The organism is Martinezella lusitana, from assembly GCF_016901135.1.
GTDB classification, from domain to species: domain Bacteria; phylum Pseudomonadota; class Alphaproteobacteria; order Rhizobiales; family Rhizobiaceae; genus Rhizobium; species Rhizobium lusitanum_D.
Genome location: NZ_JAFEVL010000048.1, coordinates 531,770 through 549,028, shown reverse-complemented (window position 1 = coordinate 549,028; position 17,259 = coordinate 531,770). Strand labels below are relative to the sequence as shown.

General features: G+C 60.8%; 14 protein-coding genes and 1 riboswitch. Of the genes, 8 read left to right on the top strand and 6 right to left on the bottom strand.

Going from position 1 to position 17,259, the window contains the following annotated elements; translation table 11 throughout:
• Positions 1 to 83: 83 nt before the first annotated feature.
• Positions 84 to 1,082 carry an ABC transporter substrate-binding protein gene (locus JTP94_RS23465; RefSeq protein WP_204852826.1) on the bottom strand — a complete coding sequence of 333 codons (999 nt, stop codon included), beginning with the start codon at positions 1,080 to 1,082 and terminating at the stop codon, positions 84 to 86.
• An 830-nt stretch (positions 1,083 to 1,912) separates the two neighbouring features.
• On the bottom strand, positions 1,913 to 2,056 hold the full coding sequence (locus JTP94_RS23460) for a hypothetical protein (RefSeq protein ID WP_204852825.1): 144 nt from the start codon (positions 2,054 to 2,056) through the stop codon (positions 1,913 to 1,915).
• A 236-nt stretch (positions 2,057 to 2,292) separates the two neighbouring features.
• Here JTP94_RS23460 and JTP94_RS23455 point away from each other — a divergent pair, with 236 nt between their 5' ends.
• Entirely contained in the window at positions 2,293 to 3,747 is a 1,455-nt protein-coding gene (locus JTP94_RS23455; RefSeq protein WP_204852824.1) for a cobyric acid synthase, read from the top strand.
• A gap of 98 nt (positions 3,748 to 3,845) precedes the next feature.
• Here JTP94_RS23455 and JTP94_RS23450 read toward each other — a convergent pair whose 3' ends face one another.
• Positions 3,846 to 5,642 (bottom strand): chloride channel protein, encoded by a 1,797-nt coding sequence (locus JTP94_RS23450; protein ID WP_204852823.1) that lies wholly within the window; start codon positions 5,640 to 5,642, stop codon positions 3,846 to 3,848.
• A 201-nt stretch (positions 5,643 to 5,843) separates the two neighbouring features.
• Positions 5,844 to 6,242: riboswitch (cobalamin riboswitch) on the top strand.
• Between the two features lie 139 nt (positions 6,243 to 6,381).
• On the opposite strand from JTP94_RS23450, the gene cobU reads away from it, so the two are divergent.
• Genes cobU through cobO form a run of 5 tightly spaced genes read left to right on the top strand, consistent with a single transcriptional unit; the run spans position 6,382 to position 13,362 of the window.
• Positions 6,382 to 6,906: a bifunctional adenosylcobinamide kinase/adenosylcobinamide-phosphate guanylyltransferase gene (cobU, locus tag JTP94_RS23445; RefSeq protein ID WP_204852822.1), complete on the top strand. Its 525-nt coding sequence runs from the start codon at positions 6,382 to 6,384 to the stop codon at positions 6,904 to 6,906.
• 5 nt (positions 6,907 to 6,911) lie between these two features.
• Positions 6,912 to 7,961 carry a cobalamin biosynthesis protein CobW gene (gene cobW / locus JTP94_RS23440; RefSeq protein ID WP_204852821.1) on the top strand — a complete coding sequence of 350 codons (1,050 nt, stop codon included), beginning with the start codon at positions 6,912 to 6,914 and terminating at the stop codon, positions 7,959 to 7,961.
• A 9-nt stretch (positions 7,962 to 7,970) separates the two neighbouring features.
• Positions 7,971 to 12,125, top strand: coding sequence for a cobaltochelatase subunit CobN (gene cobN / locus JTP94_RS23435; protein ID WP_204852820.1), 4,155 nt, complete (start codon positions 7,971 to 7,973; stop codon positions 12,123 to 12,125).
• Entirely contained in the window at positions 12,122 to 12,721 is a 600-nt protein-coding gene (locus JTP94_RS23430; protein WP_204852819.1) for a dimethylsulfonioproprionate lyase family protein, read from the top strand. Before cobN ends, JTP94_RS23430 begins: the two co-directional genes overlap by 4 nt.
• Positions 12,718 to 13,362 carry a cob(I)yrinic acid a,c-diamide adenosyltransferase gene (gene cobO, locus JTP94_RS23425; RefSeq protein WP_204852818.1) on the top strand — a complete coding sequence of 215 codons (645 nt, stop codon included), beginning with the start codon at positions 12,718 to 12,720 and terminating at the stop codon, positions 13,360 to 13,362. Before JTP94_RS23430 ends, cobO begins: the two co-directional genes overlap by 4 nt.
• Before the next feature lie 16 nt (positions 13,363 to 13,378).
• On the opposite strand, the gene JTP94_RS23420 is transcribed toward cobO, so the two are convergent.
• The 3 genes from JTP94_RS23420 to JTP94_RS23410 form a co-directional block, all read right to left on the bottom strand.
• Positions 13,379 to 14,182: a helix-turn-helix domain-containing protein gene (locus tag JTP94_RS23420; RefSeq protein WP_204852817.1), complete on the bottom strand. Its 804-nt coding sequence runs from the start codon at positions 14,180 to 14,182 to the stop codon at positions 13,379 to 13,381.
• Entirely contained in the window at positions 14,179 to 14,544 is a 366-nt protein-coding gene (locus tag JTP94_RS23415) for a nuclear transport factor 2 family protein (RefSeq protein ID WP_204852816.1), read from the bottom strand. Before JTP94_RS23415 ends, JTP94_RS23420 begins: the two co-directional genes overlap by 4 nt.
• Positions 14,545 to 14,646: 102 nt before the next feature.
• Complete coding sequence (locus tag JTP94_RS23410) at positions 14,647 to 15,423, bottom strand: TSUP family transporter (protein WP_204853083.1); 777 nt, start codon at positions 15,421 to 15,423, stop codon at positions 14,647 to 14,649.
• 158 nt (positions 15,424 to 15,581) lie between these two features.
• On the opposite strand from JTP94_RS23410, the gene JTP94_RS23405 reads away from it, so the two are divergent.
• Positions 15,582 to 15,986, top strand: a complete 405-nt coding sequence (locus JTP94_RS23405) for a cobalamin biosynthesis protein (RefSeq protein ID WP_204852815.1) — start codon at positions 15,582 to 15,584, stop codon at positions 15,984 to 15,986.
• 164 nt (positions 15,987 to 16,150) lie between these two features.
• Entirely contained in the window at positions 16,151 to 17,110 is a 960-nt protein-coding gene (locus JTP94_RS23400) for a nucleoside hydrolase (protein WP_204852814.1), read from the top strand.
• Positions 17,111 to 17,259 lie beyond the last annotated feature (149 nt).

Here is a 17,259-nt window from a genome sequence, read left to right as displayed (position 1 = left end):
TCTGTCGGTATGAGTGTCAGTCGCATCCGGCGAATATAAAATCGGCGACAGACGCGGGCCTGCCGCCGATTCATTCGTGCGGATTAGAGCGAAGCCTTGACCTTGGTGGCGACGTCCGGAGAAACCCACTTGGTCCACATATCGGGGTAGGTCTTCAGGAAGTACTTCGCACCGTCTTCGTTCGTGCCCTGATTGTCCGTCATCCAGGCCAGAACCTTGCCAACCGTGCCGTTGTCCCATTTGCGGGTCTTAACGTAATCCATGGCAACGCCAGCCTTGGATGCGAAAGCCTTCGTTACGACCGTGTAGACGTCCGAAACCGGATAGGAATTCACCTTCGGATTGGCGCAATCCTGGATCGCCGTGCAGGCGTCCCATTCCTTCTTGTCGTGCGGCACGCCGAAGCTCAGACGCACCATTTCGTACTTGCCGAGGATGGCGGTCGGTGCCCAATAGTAGCCGAACCAGCCGGTCTTCTTTTCGAAGGCGTTGGCGATCGAACCGTCAAGACCCGCGGCAGAGCCGGTATCGACCAACGAAAAGCCGAGCTTCTCGGCACCGAGCGCCTTGTAGAGATTGGCGGTCGAGATCTGGCAGTTCCAGCCTGCCGGGCAATTGTATACCGCGCCCTTGGAGGGATCTTCGGGGGCGGGGAAGAGTTCCGGATGCTTCAGCGCGTCCTGAACGGTCTTGATGTCGGGATGCGCGTCGGCGAGGAATTTCGGAATCCACCAGCCCTCGACGCCGCCATCGCTCAGGAGTGGCGCTGCCTCGATCAGACGACCTTCGGACACGGCCTTGTCGAGCGCGGTGCGCACTGCGTTGACCCAAAGCTCGGGCGCGACGTCGGGCTGGCCCTTTTCGTCCATGGAGGTGAAGGTCGGCTGCGTGTCGCCGGTTACCAGTGTGACGTTACAGCCGTAGCCATTCTGAAGGATGATCTTGTCGACCTGGGCGGCAACGCCGGCAGAGGCCCAATTCATTTCGGCGATCGATACGTCGCCGCATTCCGCAGCGTGCGCCGAGCCAGCCAAAGCATAGGCGCCGAATGCGAAGATGGCGGAAGCGAGAAGCTTCTTCATTGATAATGTCTCCCAATTTTTCGTTACGTTACGGAAATCGACTCCAAGCGGATATGATGTCTGTCGATCCCTGTCAGCGCGGTTCAACCACAACCGTTCATACGCCGCTGACGACGCCCGCACGGTCCCCTTTGCTGCTGTCGTGCATCTGGTCTTTTTGCGACCGCGGAACCCTGTCGCGGCCGAGCATTTTCTACATCGACGGCGAGTAGCGTAAGGATTTGAATGAAGAAATCAACAGTCTGTCGGCTGATTGAACTTATCGCGCCTGTTGGAGAAGCTTATATAAGCGCCTGAATTAGCCTATTTTCTACTATTCGCGGCTGCAAAATGGGCATTGCAAGGCTCCAACGAAGCCTTAAAGCACAGGCGAAGTTAAATGCCGCTAAAATATCGCGTCCTTGAAAGACGTTTTCTATTCCATTTGCGTCGTTTGCGATTTCGCAACGTGAATGAGAAAATTTTCAAAAAATTTTCGGATTCATTCTTATTTAAGCACTTAATAACGCTCCGGTAACGATGTCGGTTTATCAATCGATGTGTGGCGGGGGACACCGCTGCTTCTCCGGCTTAGGTAAAGCGTACCGGAGAAAGCGAACCTTGCAGCGTTTATGCAGGGGAGCCGGCGTTTTTGGCAAACCGCGTTGATCCTCGGATCGCGCGGTTTTCGCGTTTTATGGCTGCCGCGTTCCAGGTAGGCGGATGTGGGGTAGATAGCCGGCGTCTGGCCAATGCCGGACTTTCGTTCCTTATGTGGAATAAAAAAATAAAGCCGCCGATGCGGTCGCATGGCGGCTTGTCGTGCGCAGGACCTGCGGCTTGACGGGGTATCAACCGACGTTATAGGTCCGGATGAAGCCGACCGTGCCGAAACGCGTATCGAGCTGCTGCAGGCGGGTATCAGGGCGGCTTGCCGGCAGTTTGCCATTCCAGGCGATCTGGATGGAATTCTGTCTGTTGAAGATGAAAAGCATCGGGGTATCCTCCAGGCCGAAACGGCCGGTTTTCGTTGTTTGTTTTCGCGGTGGAGATAATCCTCTTCAGTATAACTAACAATGGATGGAATCGTCATCCGATGTCGCAAATAGAGCATGGTGCGAAGTGATGTATTTTTGTATCGTGCCGACGGCTTCAGGCCGTTAGGGATCGCGGCGGAATCAAGGCAAAATTCCGTGTTTTCAGGGGCTGTAGCATCTCGGAGCGATGAAGAATGACGAAGGCGATCATGCTGCAGGGAACCGGCTCCGATGTCGGAAAAACGGTATTGGTCGCCGGGCTGTGCCGTCTGTTCGCCAACAGGGGTGTCAGGGTCCGTCCCTTCAAGCCGCAGAACATGTCCAACAATGCCGCCGTTGCCGAGGATGGCGGTGAGATCGGCCGCGCCCAGTGGCTGCAATCGCTGGCGGCGCGCGTCCCGTCATCCGTGCACATGAACCCGGTGCTCCTGAAGCCGCAATCGGAGACGGGGAGCCAGATCATCGTGCAAGGCAAGGTCTGGGGGCATGCCAAGGGCAGGGACTATCAGGCGCTCAAGCCGCAGCTGCTCGGCGCCGTCCTGGAAAGCTTCGCGGCCATGCGCGCGGGAACCGACCTTGTCATCGTCGAGGGTGCCGGTTCGCCTGCCGAGATCAATCTCAGGCAGGGTGATATCGCCAATATGGGCTTTGCCACCCGCGCCAACGTGCCTGTGGTGCTGGTCGGCGATATCGACCGCGGCGGCGTCATCGCGTCGCTGGTGGGCACCTATCATATCCTGCTGGAGGAGGACCGGCGCATGATCCGCGGCTACCTCATCAACAAGTTTCGCGGCGATGTCTCGCTGTTTGGAGAGGGCATAGACGCGATCGGCACTTTCACCGGCTGGCCGTGCCATGGCATCGTGCCGTGGCTCAAAGCCGCCGGCCGGCTTCCTGCTGAGGATTCCGTTGTGCTGGAACGGCTCACACGGGGCTCCTCCGGCGCATTGAAAATTGCCGTGCCCATGCTGTCGCGCATTGCGAATTTCGACGACTTCGATCCGCTGCGGGCCGAACCCGATGTCGATCTCGTCTTCGTCCGGGCCGGTGAACGGCTGCCTGATGATGCGGGGCTTGTGGTTTTGCCGGGGTCGAAGTCGACAATCGGTGACCTCCTCGATCTACGCGAGCAGGGATGGGATCTTGATATTGCCGCCCATGTGCGCCGCGGCGGCCGCGTCATCGGCATTTGCGGCGGCTATCAGATGCTCGGCCGCATGGTCTTCGATCCGCTTAGCATCGAAGGATCGGTGACGGAGACACCCGGACTTGGCCTGCTGGATGTCGACACGGAAATGGCGCCTGAAAAGACTGTCCGCAACAGTCTCGCCGTCTCGAAGGAATATGACGTGGCGTTGTCCGGCTATGAAATCCATCTCGGCGTGACGCGCGGTCCGGACTGTGATCGCCCCTCGACTGTCATTGATGGCCGGCCGGACGGAGCGCTGTCGCCCGACGGCCGCGTCATGGGGACGTATCTGCACGGGCTTTTCGGCAGCGATGCCTACCGGGCAAGACTGCTCGAAAGCTTCGGCCTGACCGGCGAACGAATGGGCTATCGCGCGGGCGTCGACGCGGCGCTGGATGAGATCGCGACCGAGCTGGAAGGCGTGCTCGATCCTGCCTGGCTCGACAGCCTTGTCAGCTAGGGCAATTCCAGGAAAAGTACGCAGCGGTTTTCCGTCCGGAATTGCGTAAAAACAATAACCTAGAGCCGTTAGGCGATTCCACGAAATGCCTGACGGCTCTAGAGTTCGCCGGACACCTCGCGACGGCGGCGGTCGAGCTCTTCGCTGTAGCGACGCAGCGTGTAGCTTTCGGTCAGCAGCCCCACGACCTTGCGTTCGATGAGGTCGTTTATGACCACCAGCGCTTCGCTCTTGGTCTGGTCGAACATGGCTGCGGCCTGCTTGGCGTTCATCTGCGGCTGCAGGAATTCGTTGCGATGGCGGATGAAATCGGCAAGACCATGTTCCTCGTCATCCTTCTCGACCGGGCTCGCATAGATATCCGGCACCAGCACCATGCCGGAATATTTCTCGTTGTTGTCGATCAGAATGACGCGCTGCGCCGAGCCGATCGGAAAGGCTTTGCGGAATTCCTCGATGCTCATGCCGACGCTTGCCGTGTGTACGTCGGGGCGCATCATGCGTGCCACAGTGAGATTGCGGATCCAGCCGACATCGTGCGCGCTGCGGATGCTTTCGCCACGCAGATGGAAGCGCCATGTGGCGAAGGAATAGCCGAAGGTTGTGCGCACGACGAGCGACGAGGTGATGACGGCAGCCAGCACCAGCGCGGTGATCGGAAAGTCGCCGGTGATTTCCAGCGCCAGGAACGTCATCGTCAGCGGGCCGCCGATGATTGAAACGGCAAGCGCGCTCATGCCGACCACGGCATAGACGGCCGGCGTCAATGTGGCGTGATCGAAATAGGGGGCGCAATAGGCGAAAATCTTGCCGAGCAGCGCGCCCATGAACAGCGATGCGAAGAACAGGCCACCCCTGAAGCCGGAACCGATCGACACAGCCGAGGCGAGGGATTTCAGAACGAAAAGGCTGACCAGCGCCCACAAGGTCACGTCGGTGGAGAGATTGAGATGCAGTGCGCCATGGCCGGCCGATAGAACCTGGGGCGATATCAAGGCCAGCAGGCCGACGAACAGGCCGCCGAGCGCCGGGCGGAAAGGTGGCGCAATCGAGCTTTTGCGCGCCAGTTCCTCGACCCAGGCGACGCCCTGCATGATCAGGATGCCGATGCCGGCGCAAAAAGCGCCGAGCAAAACAGCCGGAAGGTAATCCGCCGGCACGATTGCGCCGAAATGGCCGATATCGATGGCGAAGTCGTCGCCGGCGAGCAGCCTTGCTATCATCGTCGATATCAGGGCCGAGACGACGACGGGCGTCAGGGTCAGGATGGAATAGGTGCCGATGATCAGCTCGAAGGCATAAAAGGCGCCGGTTAGCGGCGCGTTGAACGCTGCGGCAATGGCGCCGGCTGCGCCGCAGCCCACGAGCATGCGCAGATCCGCGCGCCGCATCTGCATCTTGTAGCCGAATTTCGAAGCGATGCCGGCGGCAAGCTGCGTGTAGCCCGCTTCAAGCCCGACGGAGGCGCCGAACCCATTCGAGATCAGATTCTGCACGGCGACGATGATGCTGTCGGTCAAGGACATGCGTCCGCCATGCAGCGCATTCGCTTCGATCGGGTCGACCATCGGCTTCTTGCGGGTGCGTGACAGAATATAGAGCAGGATGCCAAGTATGATGCCGCCGGCTATCGGGGCTATCAGCACCACCGATTTGTCCGGGATCGCCACTGCCGCCGAGCTCAGGCGCTCGTAGTCCGTAATCCCGTAGATGAGGCTGTGGAGCTTGCGCGACACGAAACTCATGGCGGTAACGGCGCAGCCGGATGCGACGCCCACGAGGGCGCCGGCGAAGACGAGTCCTAGTTCACCGCGACGCAGTAACGCTCTAAATCGACCAAGATCGAATAGGGCTGAGAAGACGCCAAGGCGACGGGGTTGGAATTTCTGCAACATTGGGGGCGGACGATACGTTTCTACTCGAATGTGGGGGCTTAGCCTCTATAAACTCCTAACATCAAAGAAATACGGCAAAAAGACTGGCGCCTTCCGGTGAATGTGCGACGCCTTCTCGGGAATATGCAGCGATTTCGCGGCCGGGACAGCCGATGTCGCATCCATGTCCTTGATTGACTTGAACTAAGTGAAAGCCTAATCATTGCAGGAATAACGAATGGTTTCCGAGCGGCGATGTGCCGCATGGGATGAAAAGGGAATGTGAAAGGGCGGACCCAATCCGGGCGTTCTCATCACAGCCGACCCCGCGACTGTAGAGCGGTCAGGGTCTTTCGTCCGGTTTGACAGGTATCCCGCCGATAGTTCGCATGGGGCGAACAGGCGGAGCAACTTCAAGCCGGAGAAGCCACTGGTGTGGCATCATGATCTACCAGGGCTGGACGCCTCTAATATCTACGAATCGTCCGCCTTTTCATGATGCATTGCCGGGAAGGCGAGAAAGATCCGCTGGCGTACGATCGGGGGCGACCGGTTTCGGTCTGCCCCCGTCATGCGCTTTATCCGCGAGCCAGGAGACCTGCCATACGTGCCGGGCACAAGCCCATCTTGGGACGCTTGTCTCGCTGCCAGCACGGAGGTTGTCATGGCGCCAAACGAATTTCTCGCGCGTAAGCGTGCCCCTCTCGGTCTTCGCCGCGTTGCGCGGGTCCGCGCCCTCGCATGGGGGCGACGATAGCCCATGCCATCCTCACAATCCCGCGCTGTTTTCGTTCTCGGCGGCGCGCGCTCCGGCAAATCCCGATTCGCCGAATCGCTGATCTCGGATACGGGCCTTGACCGCCACTATGTGGCGACCGGACGAGCCTGGGACGACGAGATGCGCGAACGTATTGCGCAGCATCGAAACGACCGCGGCGATCTCTGGACGACGCACGAGGAGCCGCTCGATTTGACCGCCCGGCTGGCGGCGATCGACGGTGATGGCCGTGCTGTTCTTGTCGATTGCCTGACGCTTTGGGTCACCAATCTGATGATGGCCGAACGAAACATCGGTACGGAGTTTGCCGCTCTCACAAAGTTTCTGCCAAGAGCCCAATCGCGGCTCGTGCTCGTCTCCAACGAGGTCGGGCTCGGCATCGTGCCGGAAAATCGCATGGCGCGCGAATTTCGCGATCACGCCGGCCGGCTGCACCAGATGATCGCGGCGGCAAGCGCCGAAGTCTATTTTATCGCAGCGGGTTTGCCGCTGAAAATGAAGGGTTGATGCATATGAACCAGGCAAAGATTCCCGCCACCGTCATCACCGGCTTTCTGGGAGCCGGCAAAACGACGATGATCCGCAACCTGTTGCAGAATGCCGGCGGCAAGAAGATCGCCCTCATCATCAACGAGTTCGGCGATCTCGGTGTCGACGGCGACGTGCTCAAGGGCTGCGGCGCGGAGAACTGCACAGAGGACGATATCATCGAGCTGACCAACGGCTGCATCTGCTGCACCGTCGCTGATGATTTCATCCCGACCATGACGAAGCTTTTGGAGCGTGACGTACGCCCGGATCATATCGTCATCGAGACCTCGGGCCTGGCGCTGCCGCAGCCGCTGGTCGCTGCCTTCAACTGGCCTGACATCCGCACCCACGTTACCGTCGACGGCGTCATTACCGTGGTCGATAGCGCCGCCGTTGCCGCCGGCCGCTTCGCCGACGATCATGATGCTGTCGAAGCCCGCCGTGTCGAGGACGATTCGCTCGATCATGAAAGCCCGATCGAGGAACTGTTCGAAGATCAGCTCACCTGCGCCGATCTGATCGTCCTTAACAAGACTGACCTGATCGACGTCGCCGGCCTTGGCCGCGTGCGTGCCGAAGTTGCGTCACGCACCGTCCGCAAGCCGACGATCATCGAGGCGAAGAACGGCGATGTGCCGGCCGCCATCCTGCTCGGCCTCGGCATTGGTACCGAGGGCGATATCGCCAACCGCAAATCGCATCATGAGCTGGAACACGAAGACGGCACGCCGCACGATCACGACGAATTCGACAGCTTCGTCGTCGAGCTTGGGCCTATTGCCGACCCGGCCGCCTTCATCGAAGCCCTAAAGAGCGTGATTTCGCAACATGATGTCCTGCGTCTCAAGGGCTTCGTGGATGTGCCCGGCAAGCCGATGCGCCTGCAGGTACAGGCCGTCGGCAGCCGCATCGACAATTATTTCGACCGTGCCTGGGTGCCCGGCGAGGAGCGCGCGACGCGTCTGGTCGTGATCGGCCTGCACGAGATGGACGAAGGGATCGTGCGCAAGGCGATCGAAGCGCTGGTCTAAGGTAAAGCCATGCATCTCCTCCTAGCCCAGAAGGGAACGATCAGCGACGGCGAGGAGGCGATCGATCTCGGCCAGTCGCCGGGCGATATCCTCTTCCTGTCGGCGGCCGATACCGAGCTTGCGGCGATTGCCGCTGCACACAGGCAAGGCGAGGCCGCCTGTTCCCTGCGGCTTGCGAGCCTGATGAGGCTGAAGCATCCGATGTCGGTCGATACCTATATCGAGCGCACCGCACGGCATGCGAAGCTGATCATCGTGCGGGCGCTCGGAGGTGCGAGCTATTTCCATTATGCGTTGGAGGCGTTGCATGCCTGCGCCGCGCGCCATGGTGCATCGATTGCGGTGCTGCCCGGAGATTCGAAACCCGATCCCGGGCTGACACCTTTCTCCAACGTCGCGCTCGATGATCTCAATGCGCTCTGGTCCTATCTGATCGAGGGCGGGGAGGCGAACTCCAGGGCGTTTCTCGCCTATGCCGAGGCGATGCTGTCGGGGGCGGAAAAGCCGATGCCCGCCGCGCCCTTGATGAAGGCCGGGATCTGGTGGCCGGGCAGGGGCGCGATCGGGATTGAGGAATGGAGGAGTGTTTCTGCGTCGTGTGGAAGCACCCCCTCATTCGCCCTTCGGGCACCTTCTCCCCTGGGGGGGAAGGGGAGTGTTGAGAGTGCGGTGAACTTACCCTCGCCCCAGCGGGGAGAGGGTGGCGCTCCTGAGTTTATCGAAGGAGCGCCGGGTGAGGGGGCGTTACAGGGAGTGGAGCGGGTAGCGGATATCGAACCCCCGACCGTCGCCGTTTCCTTCTATCGCGCGCTTGTCCAGAGCGGTGAAACCAAGCCTGTCGAAGCGATGATGCGTGCGCTCATCGCAGAGGGCATGCGGCCGTTGCCGGTGTTCGCTTACAGTTTGAAGGATGCGGTATCCGTCGGCATTCTGGAGAGTGTTTTTGCCGAGCTGAAGCCGGATGTCGTCGTCAACACGACGGGCTTTGCGGTTTCTGCACCGGGCGCGGACCGACAGGCGACTGTTCTCGAGTCAGGCGAGGCAATCGTCCTGCAGGCAATCTTCTCTGCTTCGTCCAAGGAAGCCTGGGAGGCGTCGTCGCAGGGACTTTCGGCGCGCGATCTCGGCATGAATGTTGCGCTCCCGGAGGTCGACGGACGTGTGCTCGCCCGCGCCGTATCGTTCAAGGCGGCGGCGCGGTACGACGAGCGGGTCGAGGCGAACATCGTTGCCAGCGAACCGTCTGATGATCGCATGCGCTATACGGCGCGACTGGCCGCGAGCTGGGCGCGATTGCGCAATGCGCGGCCGCGGGATCGTCGCGTGGCACTTGTCATGGCGAATTATCCGAATCGGGACGGACGCTTGGGCAATGGCGTCGGGTCGGATACCCCCGCCGGCACGATCGAGGTCTTGAGAGCGATGCAGGCGGCAGGCTATCCCGTTGCCGATCTACCCGCTGATGGCGACGCGCTGATCCGGCACCTGACGGATGGTCCCACAAATTCCGGTCATGACGGCAGGCTGGTTCGCGAGACGCTTTCCTTCAGTGAATACAAGGATTTCTTCTCATCTCTTCCCGAGCGGATTCAGGATGAGATCACCACGCGCTGGGGCGATCCGGAGACGGACCCTTATGCGCGGGAGGGCGCTTTTGCCCTGCCGTTTGCCCGTTTCGGTAATGTGCTCGTCGGCATTCAACCGGCGCGCGGCTACAATATCGATCCGAAGGAGAGCTATCATTCTCCGGATCTGGTACCGCCGCATGGCTATCTTGCCTTCTATGCCTTCCTGCGCCGATCTTTCGATGCGCATGCCGTCATCCATATGGGCAAGCACGGCAATCTCGAATGGCTGCCGGGCAAGGCGCTGGCACTCTCCGAAAACTGCTATCCCGAGGCGATCCTCGGGCCGACGCCCAATCTCTATCCGTTCATCGTCAACGATCCCGGCGAAGGCACGCAGGCCAAGCGCCGCACGAGCGCTGTGATCATCGACCATCTGACGCCGCCGCTGACGCGCGCTGAAAGCTACGGTCCGTTGAAGGATCTGGAAGCGCTTGTCGATGAATATTACGAGGCGTCTGGCGGCGACCCGCGCCGTATCCGGCTGCTGCGCAAGCAAATCCTACACCTCGTCGCTGATATCGGCCTCGATCAGGATGCCGGCATCGCCAAGGGTGAGGGCGAGGATGAGGCGTTGAAGAAACTCGACGCCTATCTCTGCGATCTCAAGGAGATGCAGATCCGCGACGGCCTGCATATCTTCGGTGTTTCGCCGTCCGGACGGCTGTTGACGGATCTGACGGTGGCGCTGGCGCGGGTTCCCAGAGGTTTGGGTGAGGGCGGTGATCAGAGCCTGCAGCGGGCGATTGCGCGGGATGCGTTGGAGGGTGTGGAATTCGCTGAGAGTGCGATACCCCCCTCGTCCTTCGGACCTCTCGCGACATCTCCCTCACAGGGGGGGAGATTGTCTGCCCGCGGCGCTTCATCGCCTCAAGTAGACATCGTTTCCGTTGATATTGTGGGCGACAATTTGGGAGAGGGGAGCGGCATACTCCCAATAATCTCCCCCCTCGTGGGAGAGATGTCAGCAGAGCTGACAGAGGGGGGTATCTCTCCGCAAAAGCCATTCGATCCCTTGGATTGCGATATGGCGGCTGATTGGACCGGCAAGCACTCCAGCATTCTTGCCAGCATTTCTGAGGACCCCTGGCGCACGCAAGGCGATACTGTCGAACGCATCGAACTTCTGGCGGCGAAATTCGTTGCTGGCGAGATTGCATGTCCCGAGAGCTGGTCCCATACAAGCGCGGTTCTCGCCGAAATCGAAACCCGACTGAAGCCGTCTATCCTCGCTTGCGGCGATGCGGAAATCGCTGCCTTGCTAAAGGGTCTCGACGGGCGTTTCGTGCCGCCGGGCCCGTCCGGCGCGCCGACGCGGGGCAGGCCGGATGTGCTGCCGACCGGGCGGAATTTCTATTCGGTGGATAGTCGTGCCGTGCCGACGCCGGCGGCCTATGAACTTGGCAAAAAATCCGCCGAGCTGCTGATCCGCCGTTATGTTCAGGACCATGGCGAATGGCCCGTTTCCTTTGGTCTGACCGCCTGGGGCACGTCGAACATGCGCACCGGCGGCGATGATATCGCGCAGGCGCTGGCGCTGATCGGCGTCAAGCCGGTCTGGGACATGACCTCGCGGCGCGTCACCGGCTACGAGATCATCCCGCCCGCAATGCTCAGGCGGCCACGCGTCGACGTCACGCTGCGCATCTCCGGTTTCTTCCGCGATGCATTTCCCGAGCAGATCGCTTTGTTCGACAAGGCGATCCGGGCTGTCGGGGCGCTCGAGGAGGATGCGACGGATAATCCGATCGCAGCCCGCATGCGCGGTGAGATCGCGCGGCTCGAAGCGGCCGGTTTGGACACGGCCTCGGCAAGCCGCCGAGCCGGCTATCGCATCTTCGGTTCGAAACCCGGCGCTTACGGAGCTGGCCTCCAGGCGCTCATCGACGAGAAGGGATGGGAGCGGCGCGCGGATCTTGCCGAAGCCTATCTCGTCTGGGGAAGCTACGCCTATGGCGCCGGCGAGGAAGGAAGGGCGGAGCGCGGTGTCTTCGAGGAGCGATTGCGCTCGATCCAGGCGGTCGTGCAGAACCAGGACAATCGCGAGCATGACCTGCTCGATAGCGATGACTATTATCAATTCGAGGGCGGCATGGCCGCCGCTGCCGAACAGCTCGCCGGCGCCCGCCCATCGATCTATCACAATGATCATTCGCGGCCGGAAAAGCCTGTCATCCGCTCGCTGGAAGAGGAGATCGGCCGGGTGGTGCGCGGGCGTGTCGTCAATCCGAAATGGATCGATGGCGTCATGCGCCATGGCTACAAGGGCGCCTTCGAGATCGCGGCGACCGTCGATTATCTCTTCGCGTTTGCGGCAACGACCGGGGCCGTCCGCAACCATCATTTCGAGGCGGTCTACCAGGCCTTCGTGGTCGATCAGCGAGTGCGCGATTTCATGGCGGAGAAAAATCCGGCGGCCCTGCGCGACTTGAACGAGCGTCTGCTTGAGGCGATCGATCGCAATCTCTGGACGCCGAGAAGCAACTCGGCGCGCTTCGATCTGGAAAGCCTGAAACCGGGCAAGGAGGCTGCGGCGTGAGTGCGGTCGAGGACCTTCTGGCTGCCTTCCGCGACTATCTCTTGTCGCGCAGCGATCCGATGCTGAGGCATTTCATCGAGGGCTTCCAGTGGCCGATGGAGGAGCGGTCGCTTGCGCCGTGCGATCTGCCTGTGGTTGCCTATCTTCGTGAGCTGCGCAGGCCGGGCGGTGAGGCCGAGGCGAGCCTGTTTAATAGCCTTCGCGATGCCGCCGGTATACTGCATTGGGCCCAGACCTACAGCATCACCGATTTCGGGGCGGATTTCTTGGAAAGATACGGCTGGGTCGAACTCTTCGGCACGCGTGGCCATTTCTCGAGCGATGACATGGCCGGCGGCTTCCTGCTGCTAGGTCCGGGAGTGCACTATCCAGATCACCATCATCAGGCCGAGGAAATCTATATTCCGCTGACCGACGGTTCGCAGTGGAGCAAGGATGCCCAGCCTTTCCTGCCGCGCTGGTCGGGCGAGGTGATCCACCACCCGTCGAACATCCGCCACGCCATGCAGACCGAAACTATGCCGCTGGTGGCGCTCTACCTCTGGCGAAGCGGGCCGCTGGCACAGAAATCGATCATATCAGGGAGAACGCAATGAGCGACGAATTGGCCGAAACGGGCGCTGACGCACCGAAGAACGATGATGCTCGCCATGCCGACAAGATGGCCAAGAAGAAGGCGGCGCGCGACAAGATCATGGCGACCAAGACGGACGAGAAGGGCCTGATCATCGTCCATACCGGCAAGGGCAAGGGAAAATCGTCAGCCGCTTTCGGCATGATCTTCCGCCATATCGCACATGGAAAGCCTTGTGCCGTGGTGCAGTTCATCAAGGGGGCGATGTGGACGGGCGAGCGTGACCTGATCGAAAAGCATTTTTCCGATGTCTGCCAGTTTCATACCATGGGTGAGGGGTTCACCTGGGAGACCCAGGATCGCGCCCGCGACGTGGCGGCGGCGGGGGTGGCCTGGGAAAAGGCCAAGGATCTGATCCGCGACGAGCGTAACTCAATGGTGTTGCTTGATGAAATCAACATCGCCCTGCGCTACGATTATCTCGACCTCAACGAAGTGCTGGAATTCCTGAAGGCCGAAAAGCCTTATATGACGCATGTGGTCCTGACGGGCCGTAACGCCAAGGAAGAGCTGATCGAGATCGCCGATCTCGTCACCGAGATGGAGCTGATCAAGCATCCGTTCCGCTCCGGCATCAAAGGGCAGCCGGGCGTCGAATTCTGATCGGCGGCGAGGCCACTCAGCCGATCGGAATCATCGTCTTCAGCAGTTCGGCGGTATGCGGGTCTGCGGGAAAGAAGGATTCGATCGCCAGCTCCGACAATGTCACATCGACCGGCGTTCCGAAGATGGTGGTTGTCGAGATGAGGGAGAGGCGGCCCGCCTCGGTGAGGAGTTCGAGCGGCACCGCGATGCCGGCGAAATCACCGTCTGAGGGCCCCGTTTTCTGTCCTTGCGGTGCGGGGTAGGCAGAAAGCTCGTGCAGCAATTTTACAAGCACGGGGTCGCCCGTTGCGGAGATCTGCTGGCGAAGATGCTCCAGCAGATGGCCGCGCCATTCGGGCAGATTGACGATCCTGGGCGCGAGGCCATCCGGATGCAGACTGAGCCTCAGGACATTTACGGGCGGGTTGGCGAGCGAGATATCGGCGATGCCGGCCAGCAGCGGTGCGACCGCGGCGTTGGCGGCGACCAGCGTCCAGTGACGGTCAATCGCCAATGCCGGAAAGGGCTCGTGCCCTTTCAACAGCAGGTCGATGGCGCGGCGCGCCGGCGCAAGGGCGGGATCGTCCAGCTTGCGTTCGGGAAACACGGGCGCAAATCCCGCCGAGAGAAGCATCGGGTTGCGTTCGCGCAATGGCACGCCCAGCCGCTCGGCGAGATGCATCAGCATCTCACGGCTGGGAAGCGAGCGCCCGCTCTCGATGAAGCTGAGATGTCGTTGCGATATATCGGCTTCGAGGGCGAATTCCAGCTGGCTCAAACGGCGGCGTTGCCGCCATTCGCGCAGATGGTCGCCGAGAGAGCGGGCCGTCGTCATCATGCGGCCACCGGCAGCTGATCGATGAAGCCGTGAACGGACTTCAGCCGGTCGCCCTCGAGAATGGCGAAATCCGTGCCCTTGATCAGCGGTTCGGCATCGACCGGGCCAAAGCCCCAGGAGAAGCGGAGATTGTCGCCATGGCGGTCACCGTCTGTCGTCAGCGTGAAACAGAAGCCGGGGAACCGCTCGTGCGCTGCCGTGACCAGCGCGTGGATCTGCTCGCGATCGTCGGCACGCATCAGCGGGTCGATATAGCTGCAGGTTTCAGTCCATGCTTCAGCGATGAGCGCACGCCGGCGCTCGGCATCGGCCTCGTTCCAGATGGCAATATAACGTTCGGCAATGGTGGTGGCATCGGTCATCGGTCAACTCCTTTGGATCGCCTGAACCGTTCAGGCAGGGCGATCATGGGCGAGCCCCAAACCACTATCAATTACGTCGGAGGTAATCAAAGATGCCGAATGCTACAGCCCGAGCCAGACCCGCGCGGGATGGGTCGGGTCCGCAAGAAGCTTGACCGCGAAGGCGATGCAGACGACGACGAGCAATGGCTTGATCAGCTTGGCACCGATGCGCATGGCCAGCCGCGAGCCCGCTTGTGCGCCGAGGAATTGGCCAAGCCCCATGATGAGGCCCACCTTCCAGAGAATGACGCCGGAAAAGATGAAAACGATCAGGCCGCCGAGATTGGAGCCGAAATTCAGCAGCTTCGTATGCGCCGTTGCCTTTAAAAGACCGAAGCCGGCGAGGGTCACGAAGGCCAGCATCAGGAACGAGCCGGTGCCGGGGCCGAATGCACCGTCATAGAAGCCGATCAGCGGCACGAGGGTGACGCCGAAAAGTCCTGCGCTCATGCGGCGATGCTTCTCGACATCGCCGAGGTTGGGCTTGACGGCGAAGTAGAGCGCGATGGCGATCAGCAGGAAAGGCAGGACGATGCGCAGGACATCGCTCGGCATGATCGTCGCCAGCATCGCGCCGAGCATGCCGCCGATCACGGCCATCAGCGCCATCGGCAGCTGTTCGCGAAGCTGCACATGTCCTTGGCGGGCGTAGGCGATGGTTGCCGAGGCGGAGCCGCAGATCGACTGCACCTTGTTAGTGCCGAGCGTCTGCAGTGGTGGAATGCCGGTCAGCAACATGGCAGGCACGGTGACCAGCCCGCCGCCGCCGGCGATGGAATCGACAAAACCGGCGAAGAAGGCGGCGGCAAAGAGCAGGAGCAGCAGTTGAAATGTCATGTCTTGCAAGGCAGGGACTCTAGGGCGTGAAACCAAGGCGCCTTCTTGCACTCCGGTCGCGCCAAGGCAATTGCCTGCGGGACACACCAGACGAAATTGACGGGTCGGGAATGGGTGGGTACATGTGTGATCCTGGTTGCCGCCGCCGGGGAGTGAATATGACGACATATGCCGAACCCACCCGCCGCTACGTTCTTGGTCTGGGCTGCGAGCGCGGCACGGACTGGAATGACGTGCGCATGCTTGCCGAAAGGGCCTTGCAGCAGGCCGGAATAGAGATCGGTCAGGTCCTAGCCGTGGTTTCGATTGATACCCGCATGGATGAGCCCGCCATCCTCGAGGTCGCCACGCATTTTCGCCTGCCGGTGCGTTTTTTCAATGTGGCCGCGCTGGAGCGGGAGACGCCCCGCCTGAAGAACCCGTCCGAGCTTGTTTTTGCTCATGTCGGTTGTCATGGCGTTGCCGAGGCAGCTGCGTTGGCGGCTGCCGGTGCCGATGCGGAGCTCGTACTCCCCAAGATAAAGTCCGATTTTGCCACGGCTGCGATCGCCAGGATCGGCTGAGGGCTCAAATTGCCGCTGACAGCGCACAAATGGTCCGTGCGACATCTTGGCGGCATTTCGCCGGCCGCGCTTCTCGTGTATTCCGGTAGCACAAGCGTGATCCATGGATGTGCGATGCAATTTCTATTAGGTCATCTTAATCAGTATGTTAGTAAGGAAAAATCATGCATAAGGTTATCTACGATACGGATCCAGGCGTTGACGACGCCATGGCGCTTCTCTTCCTGCACCGCCACCCGGATATCGACCTTCTCGGCGTCACGACGGTTTTCGGCAACGCCTCGGTTGATACGACGACCCGCAACGCGCTGTTCCTCAAGCGCGAGTGGAATATTCCATGCCCGGTCGCCCGCGGCGCCAGCATCACCTTCGATCCCTCGCGGCAGGAGCGGGCTTGGCCGACGATGGTTCATGGCCACAACGGTCTCGGCGACATTGCCGTGCCGGAGACGATCGATCTGCCGGCCGATCCGCGGCCGGCCTATCAGTTCATCATCGATACCGTTCGCGCCAATCCGGGCGAGGTGACGCTGGTCGCCGTCGGCCGCATGACCAATCTTGCCTTGGCCCTGAAACATGATCCGGAGATCGCCTCGCTCGTGAAGAGCGTCGTGATCATGGGCGGCAATTTCTATGTGCCGGGCAATGTGTCGCCCGTGGCGGAGGCCAATATCCATGGCGATCCGGAAGCCGCCGATCTGGTCATGACGGCATCCTGGAAGGTCGTCGTTGTAGGACTCGATGTAACGGCGGTGACGACGATGGGCCGCAACTATCTGGCCGACATGGCAAAGGTGGGCGGGCCGTCCGTGCAGCTGCTGTCCGACCTGTCGCAATCCTATATCGATTTCTACAGCCATGCGGTCGAAGACGGCATGATGGTTCACGACAGCTGCGCCTGCGTCTATGTCGTGGCTCCCGAATTGTTCGACACGATCGAGGGTTCGGTGCGCGTCGTCTGCGGCGGCATCGCCGATGGCCAAACGATTATCAAGCCGAACGGTCGTCACTTCCCGCCGGGCGATTGGGACAACCTGCCGAGCCAGATCGTCTGCACGGGCATTCGGTCGCAGCAGGTTGTCGATCTGATCCGTGACGTGATCCTGGACAAAGTAAAGCACTGAGCCTCACGCGAAGGGGCGATTGCGTGCCTCTTCGCTATCCCTCTTTCCGCGGAACAGCCGTTCCATCGGCTTATCATATGGTTATTTGAGTTTCCGGACAGATTGAGTCCGGAAACCATGCGTTCGATCGACATGTTTTTCCGGTTCCT